Here is a 22,864-nt window from a genome sequence, read left to right as displayed (position 1 = left end):
AGCGTCAATTGACATGGCCCCGATCCCGCACCTTGAGGTTGCGGGTTCGGGGCCATGTGCTTTTTAGGCACCACGAAAAACGAGAGCAATCCACTAGCACAGCAGAGTGATTGGCTATGGAACGGACAGTGTCTTATGAATTTCGCGGGCACGCTCGTTAAGCGCTTGCTGTGAGCTCCCCGCAGCCTGACGTCACTAAAGTCCTATCGCATGGCAAGCAAGCTCAGGTGAGGCGGCGCTTGGTGGGGAGGATTTTAGTGCGCGGCCTTTCGAACAGTCGACACAGTAACAGGAGGGATTGATAAAGAGAGGACGAGAAGATCAGAGAGGGGGTAGAGCAGCAGAGTATGGCCAGACCCAGGAGCAAGCCCAGGTTCTGGCCAACGAGCCTCAGAAGTCGTAGCGCAGTGTTACCGTGGCGTTGCGTGGTGCCCCGTAATGACCATAACTGCCAGCCATGCCAGCGTAGTACTTCTTGTCGAAAATATTATTGACGTTCAAGGTGGCGGCAAGGCTCTCATTGATCCGGTAGCGCGCCATCAGGCTGGTGACGAAGTAGTCATCCTGGGTCACATGGCTGTTGTAGCGGGCAAAGTTCAGCGTGGATTTCGAGTTCCAGTTCACACCACCGCCCAGGGTCAGTTTTTCCCACTCGCCAGGCAGTCGGTAAGTGTTCCAGAAGCGGAATGTGTCCATCGGTAGTTGCGGGGTCAGGCGCTTGCCGTCAGCATCTTCGGTGCGGGTATGACTATAGCCGGTAAAGACATTCCAGCCTGGCAGCACTTCGCCCGACAATTCTACGTCCACACCTTTGGTTTCTGCACCGTCAACTGCGCGAGAAGCGATGAGACCACCCGAGTCAGGAACCACTTCATTGGTCGACTCGGCCAGGTTGTCTCGCTTGACCATGTACAACGCAATGTTGGCGTTCAGCCGGCCCTCGAGGAACTCACCTTTCCAACCTAACTCGTAGTTCCTTCCGACTTCAGGATCAAGCGGTTTGCCTGTGATATCTACGTTATTCTGTGGCTTGAAAATGTCGGTGTAGCTGGCATAGACGGATTGCTCATTCGTCAGGTCATAGACGATGCCTGCATACGGCGTGACGACACCGCGTTCTACCATTTTGTAAGGCGCGGGTTCATTACCAATACGCCACAGGGCGTAGTCGAACCGATAATTGGACGCCCGTGCCCCGAGAATCAGATGCAGATCATCGGTCAAATTAAAGCGGCTCGCCACAAAATAGCCGGACTGGCGGTTGGAAATATTGTACTGAATGCCGGGAATGATTTCGTCATCACCCGGTTTGGGGGTCTGGTTATCCCAATCGTAAAAATTGATATCCACATCGGGTCCAGAATCACCCCGGTGTTTATTTTCGTACTCGAGATAGTTATACCCAACTATCAGTTCGTGTGTTTGCCCCAACAGTTGGAATGGCCCCTGGAGCGTGGCGTCGACGCCTTTTTGGTGCTGTTTGGCAGTCACGATACCTGCGCTGATTTCGGTTGAACCATCGAGCTCCAGATAAGAGCGGTTGGTCGTAGTCGAGTAATAGGATGAAAACGAATCACGGTCAACATCCATGTAGGCAGCCGCCAGCTTGAATTGCCAGTCGTGGGCCAATTGCTGCTCAAGGCCAAATGTGTAATTGGTCGTCGTGTAATCGTCGTAACCCCAACGTGCATCAGAACTGGTCGAGCGGGAAAAGTTTGTGGGTTGGCCGTTGGTGTAAATGATAGGTACACCCGGTGCACCGTTGACTTTGTAAGTCTGGCGATCAATCCCGAACCGAGCCACTGTGGTGTCTGTGACATCAGCTTCAACAACACCGTACAAGACATCTCGGTCTTGCGTGTACCAGTCCATGAACGTGTGGTTGTCCTGCTTGGCGGCAAAGAAGCGCCCCCGAACTCGACCGTCATCCGTCAGCGGGCCAGAGACGTCAGCTTCTGCGCGGTAGTAGTCCCAAGAGCCAACGCCTGCCTGAATGTGAGATTTGAATTCGCGTGTTGGACGCTTGCGGATCACGTTGACCACGGCACTGGGGTCACCTGCCCCCGTCATCAGGCCGGTTGCGCCACGGACGATTTCGATACGGTCGTACAACCCCACGTCCATAAGCGTACTGGGCATGTTACGCGTCTGGTTATCCTGATAGGTCGTCACACCATCAAACTGATAGATATTGATAGCGCTACCGCGAGAATAAATGTTGAAGCGTTCGCCACCATCCTGCGACATGGTGATGCCAGGGGTCTGGGTCAGGACCTCGTTCATGCTGCCCAGATGCTGGTCGTCCATGCGTTGACGCGTAACCACTGTAATGGTCTGGGGCGTTTCGCGAATAGAAAGGTTCATCTTGGTGGCCGTGCTGGTAACTCCCGTTGTGTAGGAGCCCGTTCCTTCCGTGGTTTCGCCCAGCCCGGCACTGTTCACATTGGTCGCTGACAGTTCGATTTGGCCGTCTTTTGCCGCCGCGCTGGCCGTCACGGTCACGGTATTACCATCAATCTGATACCGCAGCCCCGTCCCCTGCAACAGAATACGCAACGACGACGCAAGATCATGCCGCCCCTTCAGCGCCGAAGACCGCAGCCCGCCAATGTCTTCCGGGCTGTACAGCAGCTGCGTATCCGTCTGCTTGGCCAGCGCCTGCAGCGCGGAGTTCATCGACTGCGCCGGGATATCCAGCGTCCACTCCTGCGCCTGCACCTGGAAAACCAGCGCACTAGACAGCGCCAGGCCCATGCCGATGCGTGACAGGGCACGCTGGGGACGAAGCGAATGACGAATCAGTAAGGCTTTGGCGAGCGGGTTGAGCGCACTGGGCAAGGGCTTGGACATCGGGTTGCGTTCTCGTTGGCAGAGGGGTTTTTTTCTATGTGCTGTATGTGACGCAGCACCTGCGAAAAACCGGAACGATTCTTATTGACTGCTTTTTTCGCAGGCGCAGCGTTAACCGTGTCACACGTTTCAGAGTTCGCGTGCTACGCGGAAACCGAGGAAGTCACCCCGGGTGGTTTTCAGCCGGTCATTGCGGTTGGCCGAGCGCGAGAAGATCGGTGGCTCACCCCAGTCGTTGCCGCGCATGTGCGCGCGGATGCACGTGGGGTCCTGGACCCAGGCGCTGCCGTCGCTGGGGGCGCCTTCGTAGCTTTCGTGGTAGCAGTCGGCGACCCATTCGTAGACGTTGCCGTGCATGTCGTACATGCCGAAGGCATTGGCCGGGTAGCTGCCCACGGGGGCGGTGAAGGTGTAGCCATCGCGGGGGCCATAGGTGTTGGCGTGCTTGCTGATTTCGTACTTGCCCGGCTCATCGAAGGGGAAGGGGAACGGGCCGGTGGAGCCGCTGCGGGCGGCGTATTCGCGTTCGGCCTCGCTGACCATGCGGTACGGCTTGCCGGTTTTTTTCGCCAGCCATGCGCTGTAGGCCTGGACTTCGTCATAGTCGACGCACACCGCAGGTTGGCGGGCGGTTTGTTTGTAGGTTGGCTTGCTGGCCTCGCACCAGCGGCCGGGGCGGTCGTCGCCGCTCTTGATGACGGTGCCGGTGGCCTTGATATAAGCGTCCAGCTCGCCAGCGGTGACCTGGTAGCGGCTCATGGCGAATGGCTTGGCAAAGGTCACGGTATGCAGCGGGCCTTCGTCGGGCTGGCGGCCGACTTCGTCGTCGGGGGCGCCCATCACGTAGCTGCCGGCGGGCAGCACTACCATCTCTGGGCAGTCCTTGCAGTCCTGGAATACGTCACCTGGCTTGGCCGCGTGGGCGTAGGCGCTGACCAGCAGCAGGCAGGTGATCTGGGCTGGCCGGTAGAGCCAGGTTTTTGAGTTCATTGGGGGTCCTCGGAGCGGGTGAATGCGTGCGGCGTTTCGCATTCAGACGAGCCAAGGCGGTGAAAAATTAACCAGCGGCCGCCCCTGCATCGGTCGGTTTAGCGAGTTGCCAACCAGAAAACGCCGGGCTATAGTCCAGGCCATTGATCTCATCCGAAGACCTGTTCATGCCTGCCATCCCTTCCACCACATGCTTTGCCCTCGCGCCAGTCGCGGGCAGTGTCGTGCGTGGCAGCCAGCAGCCGGCCATGATCAGTCACTACCCACCACCTGTCAGTGGCGTTGTAGGCGGCGTAGCTCCGCCTCGCTGCGTGGTCGTGCTGGGCTGATCGGCTTTTTGCCGCATCCCACCGCACCCGCAACCTACTGAACACGGTCGGCTACTTCCCTCGCTGAAAGTTACGCCCTCCGTTCGGCTTATTCGCCCGAAAGGTGGCACTACATGTCTGTCATTTCCAAAGCATCCGTGGCCTCGGCGGCCACCACCAGCCTGTTCGTCCTGCTGTGGAGCAGCGGGGCAATCGTCTCCAAGCTGGGCCTGGCGCACGCCAGCCCGTTCGCCTTCCTGCTGTTGCGCTCGGCGCTGGCACTCGCCGGCCTGTTGCTGATCGGCCCGTTGCTGGGCTTGCGCTGGCCGCGCAGTCGCGGGGCGATTGTGCGCGCCCTGGGCACCGGCTGTGTGCTGCTGGGGGCCTATCAGATCTTCTACCTGTTGGCGCTCAATACCCATGTCACCCCCGGCGTCATGGCCACGGTGATGGGGGTGCAGCCGATCCTTACTGTGGTACTGATGGAGCGTCAGCGCTCCTGGAGCCGGTTGTTCGGCCTGGGGTTGGGCCTTGCCGGGCTGGTGATGGTGGTCTATCAGAGCATCAACCTTGGCGGGGTGTCCCTGGCCGGTATGCTGTTTGCGCTGCTGGCCCTGGGCAGCATGACCTTTGGCTCGATCCTGCAAAAACGCATCACCGACAACCCCATGGGCACGCTGCCGCTGCAGTACCTGGCAGGGTTTGCCCTGTGCGCGCTGTTCGCGCCGTTGCAGCCGTTGCAGGTGCAGTGGAGCGGTGGTTTCGTCGGTGCGCTGTTGTGGATGGGGCTGGTGGTGTCGTTGCTGGCGACCTTGCTGCTGTATCGCCTGATCGCCAAGGGCAACCTGGTCAACGTCACCAGCCTGTTCTACCTGGTGCCTGCGGTGACGGCGGTGATGGACTTCCTGATCTTCGGTAACCGCCTGGCACCGCTGAGCCTGCTGGGGATGGGGCTGATCGTGGTGGGCTTGCTGTTCGTGTTCCGCAAGCCGGCTGCGCAATTGGCCGAGGCGTAAGCCCTCAGCGGAATTCTTCGGGGATGGTGTGCCGTAGCACGCCTTCCTCGAAGTCCAGCAGGTCGGCTTCGCGCTGGGTCAGCAGGTAGTAGAGCAAGGTGTCGAGCGAGCGCTGTGTGGCGACTTCGACAGCGAGCATCCTCACTGCCTGTTCCGCTTCGCAGTTGCAGCCGAAATCCTCCAGTGCCGTGCGCACTTGGTCGAGGGTTTCCGGTGGCTTGACGATGACCCGGAACACCGAGCGGCCGCCGCTGCTGCGCAAGGCGTCGAACCAGGTTTCACCTGCTTCGTCCCGTGTGCCAATGATGTCGCCCGGTGCAATGCCGTAGACATAGAACGGGATGTTGTCGACTTCGTAGCCGCCCTCTGTTGCCTTGGCCCACAGGCCCTCGACCGAGGCGGGCGGGTAGCCGTCCGCGTCCTGCTGCAGGCGGAACAACACCTTCTTGTATGCATCGCTCATCGTGGCTCCTGCTTTATTTACGTGTCGGGCGCAGCACCAGCCACAGGGCGGCGCCAATCAGCAGGCCGCCGTACAGGTGCGCCATCGACAGCGGCTCGTCCAGCAACCACGCGCCCCACAACACGCCGAATACCGGGATCAGGAAGGTCACGGTGCTGGCCTTGACCGGGCCGATTTCTTCCAGCAGACGGAAGTACAGGATATACGCGAATGCGGTGCACAGCAGGCCCAACCCGAGCAGCGACAGCCACACGTTCCAGCCACCCCAGCTGGCAGGTGGCTGGGTCAGTGCGCTCCAGGCGAACAGCGGGCTCAGCAGCAAGGTTGCGCCGAGCATGCTGCCCAGGGCCGAAAGGCGGCTGTCCAGGCCGCTGACCCAGCGGCGGGCGAGGAAGCCGGCAAAACCATAACAGGTGGTGGCCGCCAGGCAGGCGAGGGCGCCTTGCAGCAGGGCCATGTCCAGGGCGACGGGGCCGGCGCCGCTGAGGATGCCGACGCCGAACAGGCCCAGGAAGATGCCGCAGAGTTTGGGCAGGGTCATCGGTTCGCGGAAGAACAGCACGCCGATCAGCACGCCCATCAGCGGTGTGGTGGCGTTGAAGATCGCCGAGTAGCCGGCGGGCAGTACTTGCGCGGCCACGGAGTAGAAAGTGGCCGGGATGCCCGAGTTGATCATGCCCAATACCAGGCAGGCGCCGAGTTTGCCCTGGAAGTCCCAGCGTACCCGCGCGGCGGCGAGGATGGCGATCAGCCCCAGGCAGGCAATCGACACCCGGAAAAACGCAGTCGGCACGGTGCCGAGTTCGGGGGCGATGATGCGCATAAACAAAAAGCTCGCCCCCCAGACAGCGGCAAGGGTCAGCAGGCGGGCTAGGGCGATGGGGCTCACAACGGTCTCCGGGGTTTGGGCAGGGCGCGAGTTTACGCCAGGGGGGAGCGGGATTCTTGTGCTTTCTTGCGCAGTGAATCGGTGCGCGCCCTTTCGCGGGCAAGGGACCGGCTAAGCTGTGTATCTCACCCTGCAACGAGATGCCTCGCATGCACCAGCACTGGCCCGCCGGCGAAATCGCCCGGATGATCCTCGACGGCTTCGATGACTACCGCGAGCACTTTCGGCGCATCACCCTTGGTGCCCGTGAGCGCTTCGAGCAAGCGCGCTGGCAAGACATCCAGCGCGCAGCAGCGGCGCGTATCAACCTGTATGAAGAGAAGGTGGCCGAGGCCAACGGCTGGCTACGCCAGCGCTTCGCCGAGGATGTATTGCTGGAGGTGGAGCAGTGGCCGCTGGTCAAGAGCGCCTACATTCGCCTGATCGACCCACGGCTCGACGACGAGCTATCCGAGACCTGGTACAACTCGCTGTTCTGCAGCCTGTTCAGCCATGACCAGATCAGCGACGGCTGCATGTTCATCCACACCACCCGGCCGTCGATGCGCAGCCACGAGCGCGCCGCACAAACCCGCACCTACGCACTTGGCGATGGTCTCAAAGGCTTGCTGCGGGCGATCTTCGCCGACTACCCGTTCGATGTGCCCTATGGTGACCTGGAAGGCGACCTGACGCGCCTGGAAGAACAACTGCGCGAATGCCTGCCGGACTGGGTGTGCAAAGACCCGGCCCTGGCGGTCGAGTTGTTCTCGCCGGTGCTGTACCGCAACAAGGGCGCTTACCTGGTCGGCCGCCTGTACACCCCCGACGAGCAGTGGCCGTTGGTGATCCCCTTGCTGCACCGCGAAGGCCATGGCATCGAGGCCGATGCGCTGATCACCGACGAGGCCGAGGTGTCGATCATCTTCTCCTTCACCCGGTCTTATTTCATGGTCGATGTGCCGGTGCCGGCGGAGTTCGTCAACTTCCTCAAGCGCATCCTGCCGGGCAAGCACATTGCCGAGCTGTACACCTCGATTGGTTTCTACAAGCATGGCAAGTCGGAGTTTTACCGGGCGTTGATCAACCACCTGGCCAGCAGCGACGACCGTTTCATCATGGCCCCGGGGGTGCGCGGGATGGTCATGAGCGTGTTCACCCTGCCGGGCTTCAATACGGTGTTCAAGATCATCAAGGACCGGTTCGCGCCGTCGAAGACGGTCGACCGCGCCACCGTGATCGACAAGTACCGCCTGGTGAAGAGTGTCGATCGGGTAGGGCGCATGGCCGATACCCAGGAATTCGCTGATTTCCGCTTTCCGCAGAGCAAGTTCGAGCCGCAGTGCCTGGCCGAGTTGTTGGAGGTGGCGCCGTCCACGGTCGCGTTGGAGGGTGACACGGTGCTGATCCGCCACTGCTGGACCGAGCGGCGCATGACGCCCCTCAACCTGTACCTGGAACACGCCAGTGAAGGGCAGGTGCTCGAGGCGCTGGAGGATTACGGCCTGGCCATCAAGCAACTGGCGGCGGCGAATATCTTCCCCGGCGACATGCTGCTGAAGAACTTCGGCGTCACCCGCCATGGCCGGGTGGTGTTCTACGACTATGACGAGATCTGCTTTCTGACCGAGGTGAACTTCCGCCATATTCCACCGCCGCGCTACCCGGAGGACGAGATGTCGGGCGAGCCGTGGTACTCGATCGGGCCGCATGATGTGTTCCCCGAGGAGTTTCCGCCGTTCCTGTTTGCCGATATGGGCCAGCGGCGGCTGTTCAGCCGGTTGCATGGGGAGTTGTATGACGCGGATTACTGGAAGGGGCTGCAGGCGACGATTCGTGAGGGGAGGGTGATCGATGTGTTTCCGTATCGGCGCAAGTTGCGGTGAACCCGGGGCCGCTTTGCGGCCCCAGCATGTCAGCCCTTCAAACACTTCAACTCACTGAAGTCAGTCCGCACCTTGCCCAGCCGCTGCTGCAGCAACTGGCGCTGCGCTGGGGTACTCAGTTGCATCAGGTCGACCAGCAACGTGCGCGCCTGTTGCTCGGTGTTCTGGTAGGCCATGCGATATGCCGGCGTCCACAGGCTCTCCTTGCGCTGTAGCAATTGCGCCAGGCGTGGTTCGAAGCTGGCGTCGCTACGCTGGTCCATTGCCAGCACCAGCTGTTGCTGCCAATGCGCGCGGTTGGCGATCCACTGGCGGTTCTGGTCGCCCAGCGCCTGTGACCAGGCTTGCACCCGCAGCCGCTGCGCCGCACTGAGCTCACCCAACCACGGCGTCAGGCGTTTTTCCATGCGTTCGGTACGGCGGGCAATCTGCTTGGGCAAGGGCGTGTCGACATACTTCTTTTGTCGCTCGCTGATGTCGTCGCGGAACGCCTGGCGCATTTCTGCCACCTGGGCGTCGCTCATGCCACGTAACAATTCGGTAGCGGAAGGGGTGATCTCTTCGGCTACACGGCCTATGGCCGCGCGCGCTTCGCGGGTGCGTTGCTGCAACGCCTGGTCGGTCACCTGGTCCTCGGCGACCATGGTGCGCACCCGGTCCAGCCAGTCGAGGTAGCTGGGCAGCTGGGTTTTGCAATGCCAGGCCAGGTGCTGCTTGAGGCGCTCGTCGAGCAGTACTTTCTGCTCGCGGTTCATGTCCAGATAGTCGCCCAGCGACCACGGCACCAGGCGGTCGAGGTTGCGGTAGGCCAAGTCTATGCGGCTGCACGCCGCCAGGGCCAGGGCGAACGCCACGGCGATGAGCAGGGGCTTGAACAGGCGTGAAAGCATGTGCTGATCCTTGCAGTGGCTGCCAATCAGTAGACGCAAGGGTAAGGTGGCGGTTCCACCGAATCAGCGGTCAGGCAGCGCGGCGGCTTCGGGTGTAGAATAGCCGTCTTGTCTTGAGGAACATCGGAAATGGCTCTGCTTGGGCGTTACAACAGTTTGCAAATCGTTAAACACGTGGAATTCGGCCTGTACCTGGACGGCGGCGCCGATGGCGAGATCCTGCTGCCGGGGCGCTACATCCCGAAGAACGCCGAGACCGAGGTCGACGATTGGTTGAACGTGTTCATCTACCTGGACAGCGAAGACCAGCTGATTGCCACCACCGAGAAGCCCAAGGTGCAGGTCGGTGAATTCGCCAGCCTCAAGGTCAAGGACATCAACGGCGCCGGCATCTTCTTGGACTGGGGCCTGCCCAAAGACCTGCTGATGCCCTACTCGGAAGAGTTGCAGCCGCTAAAGATCGGTGACTACTGCGTGGTGCACGCCTACCTCGACAAGCGCACCCGCCGCATCACCGCAACGGCGCGCCTGGACCGCTACCTGGACCGCACCCCGGCCGATTACCAGGTGGGCCAGCCGGTCGAGCTGCTGGTGGCGGGCGAGACGCCGATGGGCTTCAAGGCGATCATCAACAACCGCCACTGGGGCCTGATCCACAAGAACGAAGTGTTCAAGTTCCTGCGCTCGGGCATGCACGAGAAGGGCTTCATCAAAGAGATTCGCCACGACGGCAAGATCGCCCTGAGCCTGCAGCCAGTGGGCGCCGCCCTGGCGGACAGCCTGCAAGAGCTGATCATGCAGCGCCTTGAAGCCGAAGGCGGCATGCTGCCGGTGTGCGACAAGAGCGACCCGGCAGTGATCAGCAAGCTGTTCAACGTCAGCAAGGGCAACTTCAAGAAGGCCATTGGTGCGTTGTTCAAGCAAGGCCGCATCGTCATCCATGACGATCGCATCGAGCGGGCCTGATCAGGCCTGCACGAAGGTCCGGAAGTCCAGCTGCTCGCCACCTGGGCGGGTGTCGCGCAGCAGCGAATCGCGGTCGGCGCTCAGGGCCAGGCTGATGGTCGAGCGGCGCTTGCCGGGCTTGCGCACTTCCATCTGCTCCAGGTGAGCCTTGAGGAAGTTGGTCGGCACCTTCAGGTGCTGTAGCTCATCGGTGTCGGGGGTGTGCAGCAGCAGGTTGACCCAATCGGGCTGGCCCTTGCCCAGCAACGCTACCGGCACCTCGAACCACCACAGGTTGCGTTTCGGGTCGAGGATAGCGAACAGGGTGTTGCTGCTGGTCAGTACTGGCCGGGCCAGTGCTTCGTTACGCCGTGCGATGGCGGCGGGTTTGTCGAGTTTCATGCAGGTTCCTGCGGGTTGACGCTTGATAAGGCCTGCATTGTGAGGGGTGGCGGGTGGCTGAGCAAGGTTTGCCTGGGCCGGCCTCTTCGTCTGTAAACCCGCGAAGAGGCCGGTTGCCTCAGCGACGAACCGGCAGGCTCAACTCGGAAGTCGCCCCGTCGGCCGTGGTCACGGTCGCCGTGAAGCTGTGCAGCCCGGCACTGTTCTCCAGTACCTGGGCAAACCGCGCCTGCCCCTTGGCATCGCTGTTCACCAGCACTTCCCCGAGATACTGCTCCGCCTCGCTGCCCGTTGCTTGCGCATTGCCGAACAACTCGACGCGCAACAGGCTCGACGCCGGCCCCTGCACCTCACCGCGGATCACATTCCCCTCCAGCGCCATCAGCCGTGGTGGTTGCTGGTTGTGATTAGGCAACGGCTGGCACGGCTTGGGTTCACCCTGGGCATTGCAGATGATTGCCTGGTCCTTCTTCGCCAGCTCCGCGCCCACCCCGCGCGACCCTACGTACAACGCATGCGCCTGCGCCGGCACGCCGAACACGATAGCGCCGGTGCGCTGGTCTGGTACGCAAGAGCCGCCAGCCTCGCAGCGGCGGATGTCCTGGCTGTTGCCCCAGATACGGTTGGCGCTCAGGCGGGTGGCGGTGATTGCCGGCTCCGGGCGCAGGGCCACGCCGATGCGGTTGCCGTGGATCAGGTTGCCATCGAGCATGTTGCCCTCGCCGGTTACGCTGACACCGATCGAGTTGCCGCTGAAGGTATTGGCGCCCAAATAGTTGCGGTTGCCCCAGTTGATCTGCAGGCCGTCGGAGTAGTTCTCGAAACGGTTGCGGACCACGCTGTTGTCGTTGCCCAGCAGAATTTCGATGCCCTGGGAGGGCTCGGGGTTGGCCGCCGTGGAACGGAACAGGTTGTCGGCCACCAGGTTGAAGGCTGCGCCGCGGGTCAGTTCCAGGCCGTCGCCGTTGTCGATCAGCTGGTTGCGCAGCACCTTGTTGTTGACCGTGGTGGTTGCAGTCGGGTTGCCGGCACCGTCGTCGCCGGTCAGCATGATGCCAGCACCGCCCTTGTTGGCGATGACGCGGTTGTCTTCGATGACGTTGCCACTGGCGCGATTGACCAGGATGCCAATGCAGAAGTTGCGCACTTCCAGGCCGCTCAGGTGCACGCCCTGGGTGTCGCGCAGCACCAGGCCAGGGTGGGTGGTGGTGCGCACGTTGGTGCCGAACTGGCCGGGCAGAGCGCCGGGGCAGGTGTGCACACCCTGGTCCTTGATGTAGCCCGAGCCGTCGATGGCGATGTACTGGCCGTCGCGGGCCCACGCCTGGCCGGTGATGCGCACCGGCCCTTTGATTTCAGGCAGCGCGCGCGTCGGGCGGATGACATAAGGCGCCTGGCCGACCGCAGCGATTTCGATGCGGTAGTGGCCGGGGTTCTGGTTGTTGGTCTCGATTGCCCAGCGCAGGCTGCCGGGTTGGCCGTCGTCGGCATAGCGGTCGACGCGCAGGGTTTCGGTTACGGCCGGCGAGGCGGCAAGGGCGGGCAGGGGAAGCAGTGGCAGCAGGGCCACGAGCACAGGCATCAGACGCATGGGGGCGGGTTTTCCGAAAATCGTTGTTTTTATGACTGGCCTGCCCTATGTGGGCGGGCGTATGCCGCGATTCTAGGGCAGCCGGCAGGTACTGGGCAGTTGGGCGGGGTAAATGGGTGCGATATTCGCACGCAGATTTGCCGCTCGGCTTGTTCGGGTGAAATTGGTTGAAACTCTTGCGAAAGGCCCTGGGTCCACAGACTGTCGACACGGTTCACGTGTCTCCATTTGCAGGAGTTTTGCCATGAGCGGTACTAAAGACAAAGCGAAAGGCTTGGCCAACGAAGCAATCGGTAACGTGAAACAAGGCGTCGGCAAGGTGACCGACAACGACAAGCTCAAGGCTGAAGGCAAGGCCCAGGAACTCAAGGGTGAAGCGCAGCAGATCAAGGGTGACGTCAAGGATGCCGTGAAGAAGCCTTGATGCCGTATTGAGCGTTCCATCGATTCGCGGGCAAGCCCGCCCCTGCAGGTAGCACGTAGCCGGTGGGGGCGGGCTTGCCCGTGAATGCCTGGGCCCAGTTACGTAGGCATTTTCTTTATAACCCTCGGGAGCAGCACAGCAACGGCGTGGTCTATTAGACTTGCCTGTTGTATCGATCGAGCGGCGAAAGGAGACGCTATGATATTTTCCGCCCTGCAGGGCCTGCCCTTGCACCGCGTGCTGGTGCGCACCGTCAAGGAGTTCCTTGACGACGAGATGTCCACCTATGCGTCCGCGCTGGCTTACCAGATGCTGTTTTCGCTGTTCCCCTTCCTGTTGTTCCTGATTGCCCTGATCGGTTTCCTGCATTTGCCAGACTTCTTCTCCTGGTTGCGCCTGCAATCGGAACTGGTGCTGCCGCCCCAGGCGCTGGAGCAGGTGAACCCGGTGATCGACCAGTTGCAACAGTCCAAGGGCGGGCTGTTGTCGGTGGGTATCGTGATTGCCCTGTGGACCGCCTCGGCGGGTGTGCGCTTGATGATGAGCGCCATGAACGCCGCTTACGATGTGCCGGAAGGCCGCCCGGTGTGGAAGCGCATACCGCTGTCCATCTTCTACACCGTGGGCATCGCCGGCATGCTGCTGGCTGCGGCAGCGCTGATGGTGCTCGGGCCGCAGGTGATGGAATGGATTGCCGCCCAGGTCGGCATGCAGGAGGTCATCGTCACGGTCTGGACCATCCTGCGCTGGCCGGCGATCATCATCTTGATGATGGTAGCGGTGGCCTTGATCTACTACGTGATGCCGGATGTGAAGCAGAAGTTTCGCTTCATCACCCCAGGCTCGGTGCTGGCGGTGGTGGTGTGGATCGTCGCCTCCCTGGGGTTTGCCTACTACGTCAAAACCTTTGCCGATTACAACGCCATGTACGGCAGCATCGGTGCAATCATCGTGCTGTTGCTGTATTTCTATATTTCCGCCGCTGTGCTGCTGCTCGGCGCGGAAATGAACGCGGTGATCGAGCACATGTCGGCCGAGGGCAAGAACCCTGGCGAGAAGGATTTCGACGGTGAAAAATCCCAGGAAACCCTTACCGTGCTGGGCCACGAACACCCGCAACCGAGCCAGCATCAACCTTCCGAGCCGAACCCCAGATGATCCGTGACATTCTCAAGATGGGCGACGAACGCCTGCTGCGCATCGCCCCGCCCGTGCCCGAACACCTGATCGGCAGCGCCGAACTGCAGCAGTTGATCGACGACATGTTCGAGACCATGCGCCATGTCGGGGGTGTGGGCCTGGCCGCACCGCAGATTGGCATCGACCTGCAACTGGTGATTTTCGGCTTCGAACGCAGCGAGCGTTACCCCGATGCCGAAGCGGTGCCGCAGACCATCCTGATCAACCCGGTGATCACGCCGATGACCACCGAGGTCGAGGACGGTTGGGAGGGCTGCCTGTCGGTACCCGGATTGCGCGGCGTGGTGCCGCGCTACAAGCACATTCGCTATGAGGGGCTCGACCCGCAAGGCAACCCGATCAACCGTTTTGCCGATGGCTTCCATGCGCGCGTGGTGCAGCACGAGTGCGACCACCTGATCGGCCGGCTTTACCCCTCGCGCATCCAGGACTTCGCCAAATTCGGTTACACCGAGGTGCTGTTCCCCGGGTTGGACGCCAGCGACGATTGACCACGCTGCAGGGCTACTAGCGGCTTGCTGCGCTGGTAGCGCTGCAGGCGGGCAGCCAGGGCTTCTGGCAGCGCGGTTGCCGTGTCGAAGCCAAGGCGCTGGTAGAAGGGCACAAGGTCGGGGTGGCAGAACAGCCAAGTCGGCCCAACGGCCTGCGCCAGCGCGGCTTCGACCAGCCGCCCAGCCACACCTTGGTTGCGCTGTTGCGGGTCGACGAACAGCCCGGTAAGCCAGTAGCCATCGCCCACCGGGGTCAAGTTCAGCCCTGCAATGATGCAACTGGCACGCGCCACCCACAGTTCGCCGTCACTGGCCGAGCGCATGCGCGAGCCGTGCTGGCGGTAGAAGTGATCGAGCAGGCGTCGTTCAGGGTCGAGCAGCCTTGAGCAACACAGGTAATCAGAAATCGCGCATTTCCCTTGTTGAATCGGCCGGGTCGGGCAGAGGCCAACCAACGGCTCTACGCCACTATATACCGCCCATTATGTCGCAGATTGTTGCAAATCCGGCAAGGGTGAATATCCGACTTCGGGGTTCAACTATTGCCAACCGGGAGTAGACTTTTACTCATCCCACCAGCAGTACGACGAAGCGGGATCGGTACTTCGTGTCATCTTTGCAGTCGATGACAACTTCTCCGCGCCAATGACGGCATTAGAAGTCAATCGATCAGCTTGATTGCTTTATAGGCACTCCCACATGAAACCATTACTGATTCTTGCATTGGTCGGTATGTCCTCGTTCGCCCTCGCCGATGAGGTCCAACCTGTCTCCAACCAGCCTGTGGCCCAGCAGTACGACTACTCCATGAACCTGGATATCAAACGGGTCATCAACCTGTCGACCATCCCCAATGTTTGCGAAGTGGTACCTGCAACCATGACCTATGAAGACCACCAGGGCCAGGTGCACACCATTCAGTACCGCGCCATGGGCGAGGGTTGCCAGCAGGGTTGATCGTTCAAGGTCAGCGGCCTCTTCGCGCCGCGCCGACGCGAAGAGGTTGCAGGCTTCTCCCGGTTCATTCACTGGAAAGCACCTGCCGCACCACCTCCAGCCCTTGTTTCAGTTCAGCCCGGCTGGCGGCCGCCGACAGGCTGATACGCACGGCCTGCACCTCGCTGGCGCCAATGGCGAACACACTGGCCGGGACAACCTCCACGCCCCGTTCGCGACACTGCTTGACCACCCCCTCTGCACCTTGCGGTGTGGCCAGCCACGCGTGCGGCGAAGGCTGGCCTGTGTTGTGCAACCCATCGCCCAGCAGCTTTCGCGCGAGGCGCCAGCGCTCGGTAATTTCAGCACGTTGCCAGGCCAGGCGTAGCGCTGCTGTGCCATCTTCTATCCACTGGCAGGCGATATACAGGTTCAGTGGCGACACCGGCCAGTGACTCGCCTGGGCGTGCGGGTCGATGTGTGCAAGCAGCTGCGGGTTGGCCGCAATCCACCCTACACGCAAACCTGCTGCCACCGTCTTGGACAAGCTGCTGATGAGCACCCCTTGCTCGCCCAGCAGTGGGTACAGCGGCGGTCGGTCGCTGAGTGCGCCATACACGTCATCCTCGATCACCAGCAGCCCCAGGCGTTTGACGACCGCCGCAAGCGCTTCGCGGCGGGCGTCATCCATGCAGGTGCCCGTGGGGTTGTGCAGGGTCGGTGTGGTGACCAGTACGCGGGCACCGCTGGCGCGGGTGACGCGGTCAAGGTCGTCGGGCCGCAGGCCTTGGCTGTCCAGTGCCACGCCATGCACGGGCAGGCGTAGCTGTCGGCAGGCTGCTTTGATGCCAGGTGCGGTCAAGGCTTCGAGCATGACCGGTTCACCGGCCTGGCAGAACGACTGCAGCACCAGGGTCAGTGCCTGCTGAGCGCCGCCACTGAGCAGCAATTGGTCCGGGGCCAGCGCCAAGCCACGCTTGGCCAGCCAGTGCGCGCCCTGAATACGGCCGCGCAGCAGTTGCTCGGGGCCCAGGTAGTGATCCAGCAAGCTGCTGTCGCGCTGCTCCAGCACGCTGTGCAGGCTGCGCTGCAGGTCCTGATTGTGCGGGTCGGCCACCGGTACGTTGGTCGACAGGTCGATCAGCGGCTTTGGCCCGTCTTGGTGTTTGAGGCGAAACAGGGTCGCTTCCTTGCTGCCTGCCAGCACGTAGGTGCCGCGGCCGACTTCGCCGGCCACCAGGTGGCGGGCGGCAGCTTCCCGGTAGGCCTGCTGGGTGGTGCTGGGGTTCAGGTCGAGTTTCCAGGCCAGGCGCCGTTGCGGTGGCAGGCGGTCACCGACCTTGAGCTCGCCGCGCTCGATGGCATCGGCGATCGCCTCGACCAATGCCAGGTAGCGGGGCTGGTCATCGTTTGCGAGCGTTGGGATCCACACGAAATTGCTACCCATGCAATATAAGGTTGTACCCATACAATGCCCGGGGCTTAGGATCGGATCAACCACCTACCGAAGAGGGATGATCGCCATGTTCGACCTGAATGCCCTGCGCGAAGCCGCCGATTTCGTTCACCAGCACGTGCCTGCAACACCGCAGCACGCCTGGCCTTTGCTGGCCGAACGGCTGGGCTGCCAGGTGTGGGTAAAGCACGAGAACCACGCGCCCACCGGTGCATTCAAGGTGCGTGGCGGGTTGGTCTACGTGCGCTCGCTGCTGGCGGGCGGCAAGCCGCCGCGCGGCCTGGTCACCGCCACGCGTGGCAATCACGGCCAGAGCATGGCACTGGCTGCCCGCCAGGCTGGCATCCCCTTGGTGATTGTGGTGCCTGAAGGCAATTCCACCGAAAAGAACGCCGCCATGCGCGCCCTCGGCGCCGAACTGGTGGAGCACGGTGTCGATTTTGATGTGGCCCGTGAAGAGGCTGCCCGGCTGGCTGATGAATTGGGGTACGCGATGGTGCCGTCGTTTCACCCGGAGCTGGTGCGCGGCGTGGCCACGTATGCTCTGGAGCTGCTCGAGGCGGTGTCTGACCTGGACAGCGTGTACGTGCCGATCGGCATGGGGTCGGGGATCTGCGGGCTGATCCAGGCACGCAACCTGCTGGGGTTGAAGACCGAGATCGTGGGGGTGGTGTCCAGTGCTGCCGATGCCTATGCGCAAAGTTTCGAACTGGGCCGCATCGTCACCACCGCCACCGCCCAGACCTTCGCCGATGGCATGGCCTGCCGCGTGCCGCACCCGGAGGCGTTCGCCTTGGTGTGCGAGCATGCCGCGCGCATCGTGCGGGTCACCGACAGTGAAGTCGCCGAGGCCATGCGGCTGTACCACGAAGCCACGCACAATACTGCCGAAGGTGCAGGGGCTGCGGCGCTGGCGGCGTTGATGCAGGAGCGCGAGCGACAAGTCGGTAGGCGGGTGGCCGTGGTGCTTAGCGGGGCGAATGTGGATCGGGCGCTGTATGCGCGCGTGCTGGCGGGCATCGACTGAGCTTGATTGGCATCAGGGGGTACCGCGCCCACTGTCATGGGGAATTTGCGCTTTCAATCGAGTGATCACTCGTGGCAGGCTCTACGGCGCTTAATTGGCCGGTCATCGAGTGCTCAATGCCTTTTTCCAATGGATTTCTCCTCAGCCTGTCCCTGTGTCTGGACATCGGCATCGCCAACATCGCCATGATCACCTTGGCCATGCAGCGTGGTTTTCTCAAAGGTTTCTGGCTGGGGCTTGGGACTTGCGTGGGTGACTTGATCTATGCCGTTGCCGCGCTGGCCGGGATGACCGTGCTGTTGCAGTTCGAAAGCGTGCGCTGGACCTTGTGGCTGGGCGGTTCGGCGCTGCTGGTGTGGTTTGCGGTGAAGATGCTGCTGGCCGCGTGGCGCGGCGGGCACATGGAGGCGCGGGCAGACGTGGTGGTGGAGTCCGGTTGGCGCGAGTTTATGCGAGGGATCTTTTTGGCCATGTCGTCACCCACCGCGATTTTGTGGTTCGCGGCTGTCGGTGGGGTGCTGATTTCACGCTCCGGCGGAGGCAGTTTGCTGGATGCCGGGTTGTTCCTTAGCGGCTTTTTTGCCGCAGGGTTGGTCTGGTGTCTGAGCCTGTGTGGTATTGCCAGCCATGGCGGGCGCTTGCTTGGCGACCGGCTGCTGACCTGGTCGTACCTGTTGTCGGCGGCGATCTTCTGCTATTTCGCGGTTTATGTGATTGTTTCGGGGTATCGTGAATTTATTCTCGCCAGTTCGGCAGTGTAGGCATGCACCTGCCGGCCCAACCCTTTCTTTCCGGCAACAAAAATAATTTCACCACCCTGTCGATTCCCCCGTCTACCGTTCGACCAGAGTTGAAGGCCCAGCCCAAATCTGTGCCAAAACCTCAAACGATCGGAGCACCCCGATGAGCACCTCAGCCGAAAACGAAATTCGCCAACTGATCGACCGCTGGATGCAAGCTGTGCGCGACCGCGACGTCCAGGCCATCACCGCCCCCTATGCCGACGACATCGTCGCCTTCGATGCCATCAAGGCACTGCAATTCAAAGGCAAAGCCACCTACCAGGCCCACTGGGAAATGTGCATGGGCTTTTGCACCGGCCCGATGGTCTTCGAACTGGCCGAACTCACCGTGTACGCCGACGGCGACCTGGGCCTGGCCCATTGGCTGAACCGCTGCGGCCCGTCCGATGACGAAAGCCAGTGTGGCTTCATGCGCGTCACGGTCGGCTATCGCCGCCAAGGCGGGCAATGGCAGGTGATCCACGAACACTGGTCGGCACCCTTCGACATGGACACCCAGAAAGCCCTGTTCGATCTCAAGCCCTGAGCCGATATCGCCAAACGCACTGTGCCAATGCCCTGGAGGCGACCATGAAATACCTGTGCCTGGTCTATTGTGACGAAGGGCTGCTGCACAGCCTGCCCGACAGCCCGGAAGACGCCGAGTGCATGGCGTACGCCGAATCCCTGCAGGGCGGCGGGCGCATGCTCGCGGCCGAGGCGCTGAAGTCGGTGCAGACCGCCACCACGGTGCGTGTGCGCAATGGGCAGATGAGCCTCACCGATGGCCCGTTCGCCGAGACCAAGGAGCAACTGGCCGGCTTCTATCTGGTGGATGCCCGCGACCTCAACGAGGCGCTGAACATCGCCAAGGGCATCCCCGCCGCCAGGGTCGGCAGTGTGGAAGTGCGGCCTGTGCGCGAACTGCAACCCTGACAATAACGGAGAACAACCAGCATGAGCCTTGCACACCCTGCGCAAGCGCAGCACGAGTTGTCCATCAGCCGCCTGATCGACGCACCACCGGCCAAGGTGTTCCGCGCCTGGACCGAGCCCCAGTGGCTGATGCAATGGTGGGGGCCACATGGCATGACCACCCCCGAATGCGAAATGCAGCTGTGGGTTGGTGGCCTGTTCCATACCTTGATGCGCGCCCCGGATGGTACCGAGTACCCAACCCAGGGCGTGTTCCTGGAGATCGCCGCGCCCCGGCGGTTGGTGTTCACCGACGCTTTCGGGCCAGGCTGGGTGCCTTCGAACAAAGCCTTCATGACCGCCGTGGTGACCTTCGACGAGGAACACGGCAAAACCCGATACACCGCCCGCGCCTGGCACTGGAGCGCCGCCGACAGCCGTGCCCATGAAGAAATGGGGTTTCACCAAGGCTGGGGAGAAAGCCTGGACCGCCTGGTGGAGGTGGTGACCCAGCGGATGCCGGACTGATGGTGACGCTGGCGCAGGTGCGCGCCGAGGTCGAGGCAGTCTACCGTCGCGATTCCCGGCGCATCCTGGCGACCTTGATTCGCCTGCTGGGGGATTTCGACCTGGCCGAGGAGGCCATGCATGATGCGTTCTTCATTGCCGTCGAGCGCTGGCAGCGTGATGGCATCCCCGACAACCCGCGGGCGTGGCTGGTTTCGACCGGCCGTTTCAAGGCCATCGACGCGTTACGTCGACGTGCCCGCTTCGACCGCTCCCAGGCGGATCTGATCATGCTGCTGGAAGGCCAGGCGCAAGACCCCAGCGACGAAGAACTGCTCGGCGACGACCGTTTGCGGCTGATCTTCACCTGCTGCCACCCGGCGTTGGCCGGCGACGCCCAGGTGCCGCTGACCCTGCGCGAGGTCTGCGACCTGACCACCGAGCAGATTGCTCGAGCGTTTCTGCAAAGCCCGGCCACCATCGCCCAGCGCATCGTGCGGGCCAAGGCCAAGATCCGCGATGCCGGCATCCCCTATCAGGTGCCGGTGCTCAATGAGTTGCCCGAGCGCCTCGAGAGCGTATTGCGGGTGATCTACCTGGTGTTCAATGAAGGGTACTCGGCATCGTCCGGCGACGCCCTGCTGCAGCAAGATCTGACTGACGAAGCGATTCGCCTTGGCCGCCTGCTGGTGCAACTACTACCCGACCCGGAGGGGTTTGGCTTGCTGGCGTTGATGCTGTTGCAGGCGTCGCGCCAGCGTGCGCGTACAGACGCCGAGGGCAATCTGGTGCTGCTTGAGCAACAAGACCGCAGCCTGTGGGACCGCGAGTGTATCGAAGAAGGTTGCGCGCTGGTGCGCCACGCCCTGCAAAGCCGGGCCTATGGCGCCTACACCGTACAGGCGGCGATTGCCGCGGTGCATGCCGAGGCGGCCACGGCCGATGCGACGGACTGGGACGAAATCGTCGGGCTGTACGATGTGTTGCAACGCTACTGGCCGTCCGCGGTGGTGGCGCTGAACCGGGCGGTGGCGCTGGCCAAGCGTGATGGGCCGCAGGTGGGGCTCACGGAGGTTGAAGCGATTCTGGCGGCGGGGGAGTTGCGCGATTATCACCTGGCCTATGCGGCAAGGGCGCAGTTGCATGCTCAGTTGGGTCATGTCGAAGAGGCACGCGCGGCCTGGCAGCAGGCACTGGCGTTGACCCGGCAGGCGCCGGAGCGACGGCATATCGAAAGCCGTCTACGCGAATTGGGGTAAGGGTATTTGCAGCCCTTTTCGCGGTGGTTCGGCGCCCCGAACCTCCGCGAAGCGGCCTGTGCTGAAATCAGCTGGCCACGAAATGCGGTGGCGATACCAGCTCGACGGTCTGCTGCTTGCGCGGCGCCAGGATTTCGGCCTCGCCTTCGACGACCAGCTCATCGTTCTGGTTGTACACATTGGTGGCGATGCGCACCTTGAACTTGGGCAGCTTCTCGAGGATTTCCAGGCGCACGGTCAGGGTGTCGCCGATTTTTACCGGCTTCTGGAAGCTCATCTTCTGGCCCAGGTAGATGGTGCCAGGCCCAGGCAGGGTACAGGCCACTGCGGCACTGATCAGCGCGCCGCTGAACATGCCATGGGCAATGCGTTCACGGAACATGCTCTTGGCCGCAAACTCGGCATCCAGGTGCACCGGGTTGTGGTCACCGGACATCGCAGCGAACAGCTGGATGTCGCGTTCTTCCACAGACTTCTCATAGGTGGCTTTCTGGCCGACCTCAAGGGCTTCGTAAGGCGTGTTGGTGACCTGGGACATCGGGGCTTCCTTAAGCGGTGGGGCGAGGGTGCCTATCATTCACTGCGCGCAGGGCGGCCAAGGGCCAGCGCCTGTTCGAGCCAGCCGAGAATATCGGCGGTGACCTCGTCACGGTTGGTTTCGTTGAGCACTTCGTGCCGCGCTTGTGGGTAGACGCGCAGCTGTACATGCCGGTTGCCGGTCGCGCGCAGCGCGTCGGCCAGATGGGTGAGACGCTTGCCGGCACTGACCGGATCACATTCGCCGCCAATCACCAGCAATGGCAGGTTCGGATCGATCTGCGCGAGGGTACTTGCCTGGCTGATCTGCGCCAAGCCTTGCAGCAAGTCGAGCCACAGTTGGTTGCTGCAGCGAAAGCCACACAGGGGGTCATTCACGTACAGGTCCACTTCGCCAGGGTCGCGGCTAAGCCAGTCGAAGGCCGTGCGGTTAGGCTTGAAGGCCTTGTTGAACGCGCCGAATGACAGCCAGTCTATCAGCGCACTCTTGCCCAGCGGCCCCTGGCGCCAGGCCTCCAGCCGGGCAATCAGCCGCGCCACCCGGTACAACGCAGCCGGCTGGAAGTTGGAGCCGCTGAGGATCGCCCCCTGCACGCTGGCGCTGTGGTGCAGCAGGTACGCCTGGGCGATGTAGCTGCCCATGCTGTGGCCAAACACGAACAACGGTGTGCCGGGGTACTGCTGACCGATGTGCTGGGCGAGCAAGCCCAGGTCATTGACCACGGCATTCCAGCCATGATTGCGGGCGAACAGGCCCAGGCTGCCCAGCTCGGCGGTGCGGCCATGGCCGCGCTGGTCGGCGGCGAACAGCGCAAAGCCGGCCTCGCTCAACGCCTGGCCCAGGCGCCGGTAGCGCCCGGCGTGCTCCGCCATGCCATGGGCCAGCAACACCACGGCCTTCACCGGGGTTGTCGGCAGCCATTGGTGCACATAGAGGCTGCAATGCTCGCTGGCGGGTAGCCAGAAGGCGTCGTGGGGCATGGCCGGTCCTTTGTGCAGGGGTACGCGCACAGTGTATGCGCAACCGGCTGGATTGCAGGAAGGGCACAAATAAGATTCACAATGTTAATGGCGGAGCTTGGCGTATATGCCGCCTTCGGCTTACCTGCTAACGTCGGTTC

The 22,864-nt window shown here is 62.3% G+C and carries 24 protein-coding genes; 13 read left to right on the top strand and 11 right to left on the bottom strand.

The genetic code is table 11. The annotated features are described in order from the left end of the window. Positions 1-390: 390 nt before the first annotated feature. Entirely contained in the window at positions 391-2,850 is a 2,460-nt protein-coding gene (locus HU766_RS14795; protein ID WP_186658147.1) for a TonB-dependent siderophore receptor, read from the bottom strand. 129 nt (positions 2,851-2,979) lie between these two features. Further along, positions 2,980-3,840, bottom strand: coding sequence for a formylglycine-generating enzyme family protein (locus HU766_RS14790; protein WP_186658143.1), 861 nt, complete (start codon positions 3,838-3,840; stop codon positions 2,980-2,982). A gap of 442 nt (positions 3,841-4,282) precedes the next feature. Here HU766_RS14790 and HU766_RS14785 point away from each other — a divergent pair, with 442 nt between their 5' ends. Then, complete coding sequence (locus tag HU766_RS14785; RefSeq protein ID WP_047583795.1) at positions 4,283-5,164, top strand: DMT family transporter; 882 nt, start codon at positions 4,283-4,285, stop codon at positions 5,162-5,164. 4 nt (positions 5,165-5,168) lie between these two features. Here the strand turns inward: HU766_RS14785 and HU766_RS14780 are convergent, their stop codons facing one another. Both HU766_RS14780 and HU766_RS14775 read right to left on the bottom strand, forming a co-directional pair. Beyond that, a complete protein-coding gene (locus HU766_RS14780; protein WP_186658140.1) occupies positions 5,169-5,627 on the bottom strand; it encodes a DUF4265 domain-containing protein in 459 nt (152 codons plus the stop codon). A 13-nt stretch (positions 5,628-5,640) separates the two neighbouring features. After that, positions 5,641-6,516 (bottom strand): DMT family transporter, encoded by an 876-nt coding sequence (locus HU766_RS14775; RefSeq protein WP_186658137.1) that lies wholly within the window; start codon positions 6,514-6,516, stop codon positions 5,641-5,643. 149 nt (positions 6,517-6,665) lie between these two features. On the opposite strand from HU766_RS14775, the gene aceK reads away from it, so the two are divergent. Then, the gene (gene aceK / locus HU766_RS14770; protein ID WP_186658133.1) at positions 6,666-8,381 is read left to right on the top strand and encodes a bifunctional isocitrate dehydrogenase kinase/phosphatase; all 1,716 of its coding nucleotides are present in this window, start codon (positions 6,666-6,668) and stop codon (positions 8,379-8,381) included. A gap of 29 nt (positions 8,382-8,410) precedes the next feature. On the opposite strand, the gene HU766_RS14765 is transcribed toward aceK, so the two are convergent. Continuing rightward, entirely contained in the window at positions 8,411-9,271 is an 861-nt protein-coding gene (locus tag HU766_RS14765) for a DUF6279 family lipoprotein (protein ID WP_186658130.1), read from the bottom strand. A 129-nt stretch (positions 9,272-9,400) separates the two neighbouring features. Between HU766_RS14765 and HU766_RS14760 the strand changes: the two genes are divergently transcribed. Continuing rightward, a complete protein-coding gene (locus HU766_RS14760; RefSeq protein ID WP_033699704.1) occupies positions 9,401-10,237 on the top strand; it encodes a S1-like domain-containing RNA-binding protein in 837 nt (278 codons plus the stop codon). On the opposite strand, the gene HU766_RS14755 is transcribed toward HU766_RS14760, so the two are convergent. Both HU766_RS14755 and HU766_RS14750 read right to left on the bottom strand, forming a co-directional pair. Further along, positions 10,238-10,618, bottom strand: a complete 381-nt coding sequence (locus tag HU766_RS14755) for a hypothetical protein (RefSeq protein ID WP_186658124.1) — start codon at positions 10,616-10,618, stop codon at positions 10,238-10,240. A gap of 118 nt (positions 10,619-10,736) precedes the next feature. Further along, positions 10,737-12,209: a NosD domain-containing protein gene (locus HU766_RS14750; protein WP_186658121.1), complete on the bottom strand. Its 1,473-nt coding sequence runs from the start codon at positions 12,207-12,209 to the stop codon at positions 10,737-10,739. A 244-nt stretch (positions 12,210-12,453) separates the two neighbouring features. On the opposite strand from HU766_RS14750, the gene HU766_RS14745 reads away from it, so the two are divergent. The 3 genes from HU766_RS14745 (at position 12,454) to def (ending at position 14,324) form a co-directional block, all read left to right on the top strand. Continuing rightward, entirely contained in the window at positions 12,454-12,633 is a 180-nt protein-coding gene (locus HU766_RS14745) for a CsbD family protein (RefSeq protein ID WP_033699700.1), read from the top strand. Positions 12,634-12,831: 198 nt separating this feature from the next. Next, positions 12,832-13,791, top strand: a complete 960-nt coding sequence (locus HU766_RS14740) for a YihY/virulence factor BrkB family protein (RefSeq protein WP_186658118.1) — start codon at positions 12,832-12,834, stop codon at positions 13,789-13,791. Beyond that, positions 13,788-14,324, top strand: coding sequence for a peptide deformylase (gene def / locus HU766_RS14735; protein WP_033699698.1), 537 nt, complete (start codon positions 13,788-13,790; stop codon positions 14,322-14,324). The genes HU766_RS14740 and def overlap by 4 nt, the downstream gene beginning before the upstream one ends. Here def and HU766_RS14730 read toward each other — a convergent pair. Next, on the bottom strand, positions 14,279-14,647 hold the full coding sequence (locus HU766_RS14730; protein ID WP_186658203.1) for a GNAT family N-acetyltransferase: 369 nt from the start codon (positions 14,645-14,647) through the stop codon (positions 14,279-14,281). The two genes, def and HU766_RS14730, sit on opposite strands and share 46 nt — an antisense overlap. 376 nt (positions 14,648-15,023) lie before the next feature. On the opposite strand from HU766_RS14730, the gene HU766_RS14725 reads away from it, so the two are divergent. Beyond that, positions 15,024-15,281, top strand: coding sequence for a DUF2790 domain-containing protein (locus tag HU766_RS14725; RefSeq protein ID WP_033699696.1), 258 nt, complete (start codon positions 15,024-15,026; stop codon positions 15,279-15,281). Between the two features lie 64 nt (positions 15,282-15,345). Here the strand turns inward: HU766_RS14725 and HU766_RS14720 are convergent, their stop codons facing one another. Continuing rightward, positions 15,346-16,707 (bottom strand): PLP-dependent aminotransferase family protein, encoded by a 1,362-nt coding sequence (locus tag HU766_RS14720; protein ID WP_186658115.1) that lies wholly within the window; start codon positions 16,705-16,707, stop codon positions 15,346-15,348. Between the two features lie 76 nt (positions 16,708-16,783). Between HU766_RS14720 and HU766_RS14715 the strand changes: the two genes are divergently transcribed. The 6 genes from HU766_RS14715 (at position 16,784) to HU766_RS14690 (ending at position 21,206) form a co-directional block, all read left to right on the top strand. After that, entirely contained in the window at positions 16,784-17,743 is a 960-nt protein-coding gene (locus HU766_RS14715; protein WP_186658113.1) for a threonine dehydratase, read from the top strand. Between the two features lie 116 nt (positions 17,744-17,859). Next, positions 17,860-18,504 carry a LysE family translocator gene (locus tag HU766_RS14710; protein ID WP_186658110.1) on the top strand — a complete coding sequence of 215 codons (645 nt, stop codon included), beginning with the start codon at positions 17,860-17,862 and terminating at the stop codon, positions 18,502-18,504. Positions 18,505-18,646: 142 nt separating this feature from the next. Further along, positions 18,647-19,072 carry a nuclear transport factor 2 family protein gene (locus tag HU766_RS14705; RefSeq protein ID WP_186658108.1) on the top strand — a complete coding sequence of 142 codons (426 nt, stop codon included), beginning with the start codon at positions 18,647-18,649 and terminating at the stop codon, positions 19,070-19,072. Between the two features lie 44 nt (positions 19,073-19,116). Further along, entirely contained in the window at positions 19,117-19,461 is a 345-nt protein-coding gene (locus tag HU766_RS14700) for a YciI family protein (protein ID WP_033699692.1), read from the top strand. A gap of 21 nt (positions 19,462-19,482) precedes the next feature. Further along, positions 19,483-19,968, top strand: a complete 486-nt coding sequence (locus HU766_RS14695) for an SRPBCC family protein (RefSeq protein ID WP_186658106.1) — start codon at positions 19,483-19,485, stop codon at positions 19,966-19,968. After that, positions 19,968-21,206, top strand: a complete 1,239-nt coding sequence (locus HU766_RS14690) for an RNA polymerase sigma factor (protein WP_186658105.1) — start codon at positions 19,968-19,970, stop codon at positions 21,204-21,206. Before HU766_RS14695 ends, HU766_RS14690 begins: the two co-directional genes overlap by 1 nt. Before the next feature lie 67 nt (positions 21,207-21,273). Here HU766_RS14690 and HU766_RS14685 read toward each other — a convergent pair whose 3' ends face one another. Next, positions 21,274-21,744: a MaoC family dehydratase gene (locus HU766_RS14685; RefSeq protein ID WP_033699686.1), complete on the bottom strand. Its 471-nt coding sequence runs from the start codon at positions 21,742-21,744 to the stop codon at positions 21,274-21,276. Positions 21,745-21,779: 35 nt separating this feature from the next. Next, positions 21,780-22,724 (bottom strand): alpha/beta hydrolase, encoded by a 945-nt coding sequence (locus HU766_RS14680; RefSeq protein ID WP_033699684.1) that lies wholly within the window; start codon positions 22,722-22,724, stop codon positions 21,780-21,782. Positions 22,725-22,864 lie beyond the last annotated feature (140 nt).

The sequence above is a fragment of the Pseudomonas sp. SWRI77 genome, assembly GCF_014269105.1.
Lineage (GTDB): Bacteria > Pseudomonadota > Gammaproteobacteria > Pseudomonadales > Pseudomonadaceae > Aquipseudomonas > Aquipseudomonas capeferrum.
This window is presented reverse-complemented; position numbering and strand designations above follow the sequence as displayed.

Excerpts from the sequence above, each read along its gene's own strand:
- HU766_RS14695 (WP_186658106.1), top strand. The coding sequence starts at position 19,483 with ATGAGCCTTGCACACCCTGCGCAAGCGCAGCACGAGTTGTCCATCAGC.
- HU766_RS14740 (WP_186658118.1), top strand. The coding sequence starts at position 12,832 with ATGATATTTTCCGCCCTGCAGGGCCTGCCCTTGCACCGCGTGCTGGTG.
- HU766_RS14760 (WP_033699704.1), top strand. The coding sequence starts at position 9,401 with ATGGCTCTGCTTGGGCGTTACAACAGTTTGCAAATCGTTAAACACGTG.
- HU766_RS14680 (WP_033699684.1), bottom strand. The coding sequence starts at position 22,724 with ATGCCCCACGACGCCTTCTGGCTACCCGCCAGCGAGCATTGCAGCCTC.
- HU766_RS14745 (WP_033699700.1), top strand. The coding sequence starts at position 12,454 with ATGAGCGGTACTAAAGACAAAGCGAAAGGCTTGGCCAACGAAGCAATC.
- HU766_RS14700 (WP_033699692.1), top strand. The coding sequence starts at position 19,117 with ATGAAATACCTGTGCCTGGTCTATTGTGACGAAGGGCTGCTGCACAGC.
- aceK (WP_186658133.1), top strand. The coding sequence starts at position 6,666 with ATGCACCAGCACTGGCCCGCCGGCGAAATCGCCCGGATGATCCTCGAC.
- HU766_RS14790 (WP_186658143.1), bottom strand. The coding sequence starts at position 3,840 with ATGAACTCAAAAACCTGGCTCTACCGGCCAGCCCAGATCACCTGCCTG.
- HU766_RS14705 (WP_186658108.1), top strand. The coding sequence starts at position 18,647 with ATGAGCACCTCAGCCGAAAACGAAATTCGCCAACTGATCGACCGCTGG.
- HU766_RS14795 (WP_186658147.1), bottom strand. The coding sequence starts at position 2,850 with ATGTCCAAGCCCTTGCCCAGTGCGCTCAACCCGCTCGCCAAAGCCTTA.
- HU766_RS14755 (WP_186658124.1), bottom strand. The coding sequence starts at position 10,618 with ATGAAACTCGACAAACCCGCCGCCATCGCACGGCGTAACGAAGCACTG.
- HU766_RS14750 (WP_186658121.1), bottom strand. The coding sequence starts at position 12,209 with ATGCGTCTGATGCCTGTGCTCGTGGCCCTGCTGCCACTGCTTCCCCTG.
- HU766_RS14730 (WP_186658203.1), bottom strand. The coding sequence starts at position 14,647 with ATGCGCTCGGCCAGTGACGGCGAACTGTGGGTGGCGCGTGCCAGTTGC.
- HU766_RS14715 (WP_186658113.1), top strand. The coding sequence starts at position 16,784 with ATGTTCGACCTGAATGCCCTGCGCGAAGCCGCCGATTTCGTTCACCAG.
- HU766_RS14765 (WP_186658130.1), bottom strand. The coding sequence starts at position 9,271 with ATGCTTTCACGCCTGTTCAAGCCCCTGCTCATCGCCGTGGCGTTCGCC.
- HU766_RS14690 (WP_186658105.1), top strand. The coding sequence starts at position 19,968 with ATGGTGACGCTGGCGCAGGTGCGCGCCGAGGTCGAGGCAGTCTACCGT.
- def (WP_033699698.1), top strand. The coding sequence starts at position 13,788 with ATGATCCGTGACATTCTCAAGATGGGCGACGAACGCCTGCTGCGCATC.
- HU766_RS14685 (WP_033699686.1), bottom strand. The coding sequence starts at position 21,744 with ATGTCCCAGGTCACCAACACGCCTTACGAAGCCCTTGAGGTCGGCCAG.
- HU766_RS14780 (WP_186658140.1), bottom strand. The coding sequence starts at position 5,627 with ATGAGCGATGCATACAAGAAGGTGTTGTTCCGCCTGCAGCAGGACGCG.
- HU766_RS14785 (WP_047583795.1), top strand. The coding sequence starts at position 4,283 with ATGTCTGTCATTTCCAAAGCATCCGTGGCCTCGGCGGCCACCACCAGC.
- HU766_RS14720 (WP_186658115.1), bottom strand. The coding sequence starts at position 16,707 with ATGGGTAGCAATTTCGTGTGGATCCCAACGCTCGCAAACGATGACCAG.
- HU766_RS14710 (WP_186658110.1), top strand. The coding sequence starts at position 17,860 with ATGCCTTTTTCCAATGGATTTCTCCTCAGCCTGTCCCTGTGTCTGGAC.
- HU766_RS14725 (WP_033699696.1), top strand. The coding sequence starts at position 15,024 with ATGAAACCATTACTGATTCTTGCATTGGTCGGTATGTCCTCGTTCGCC.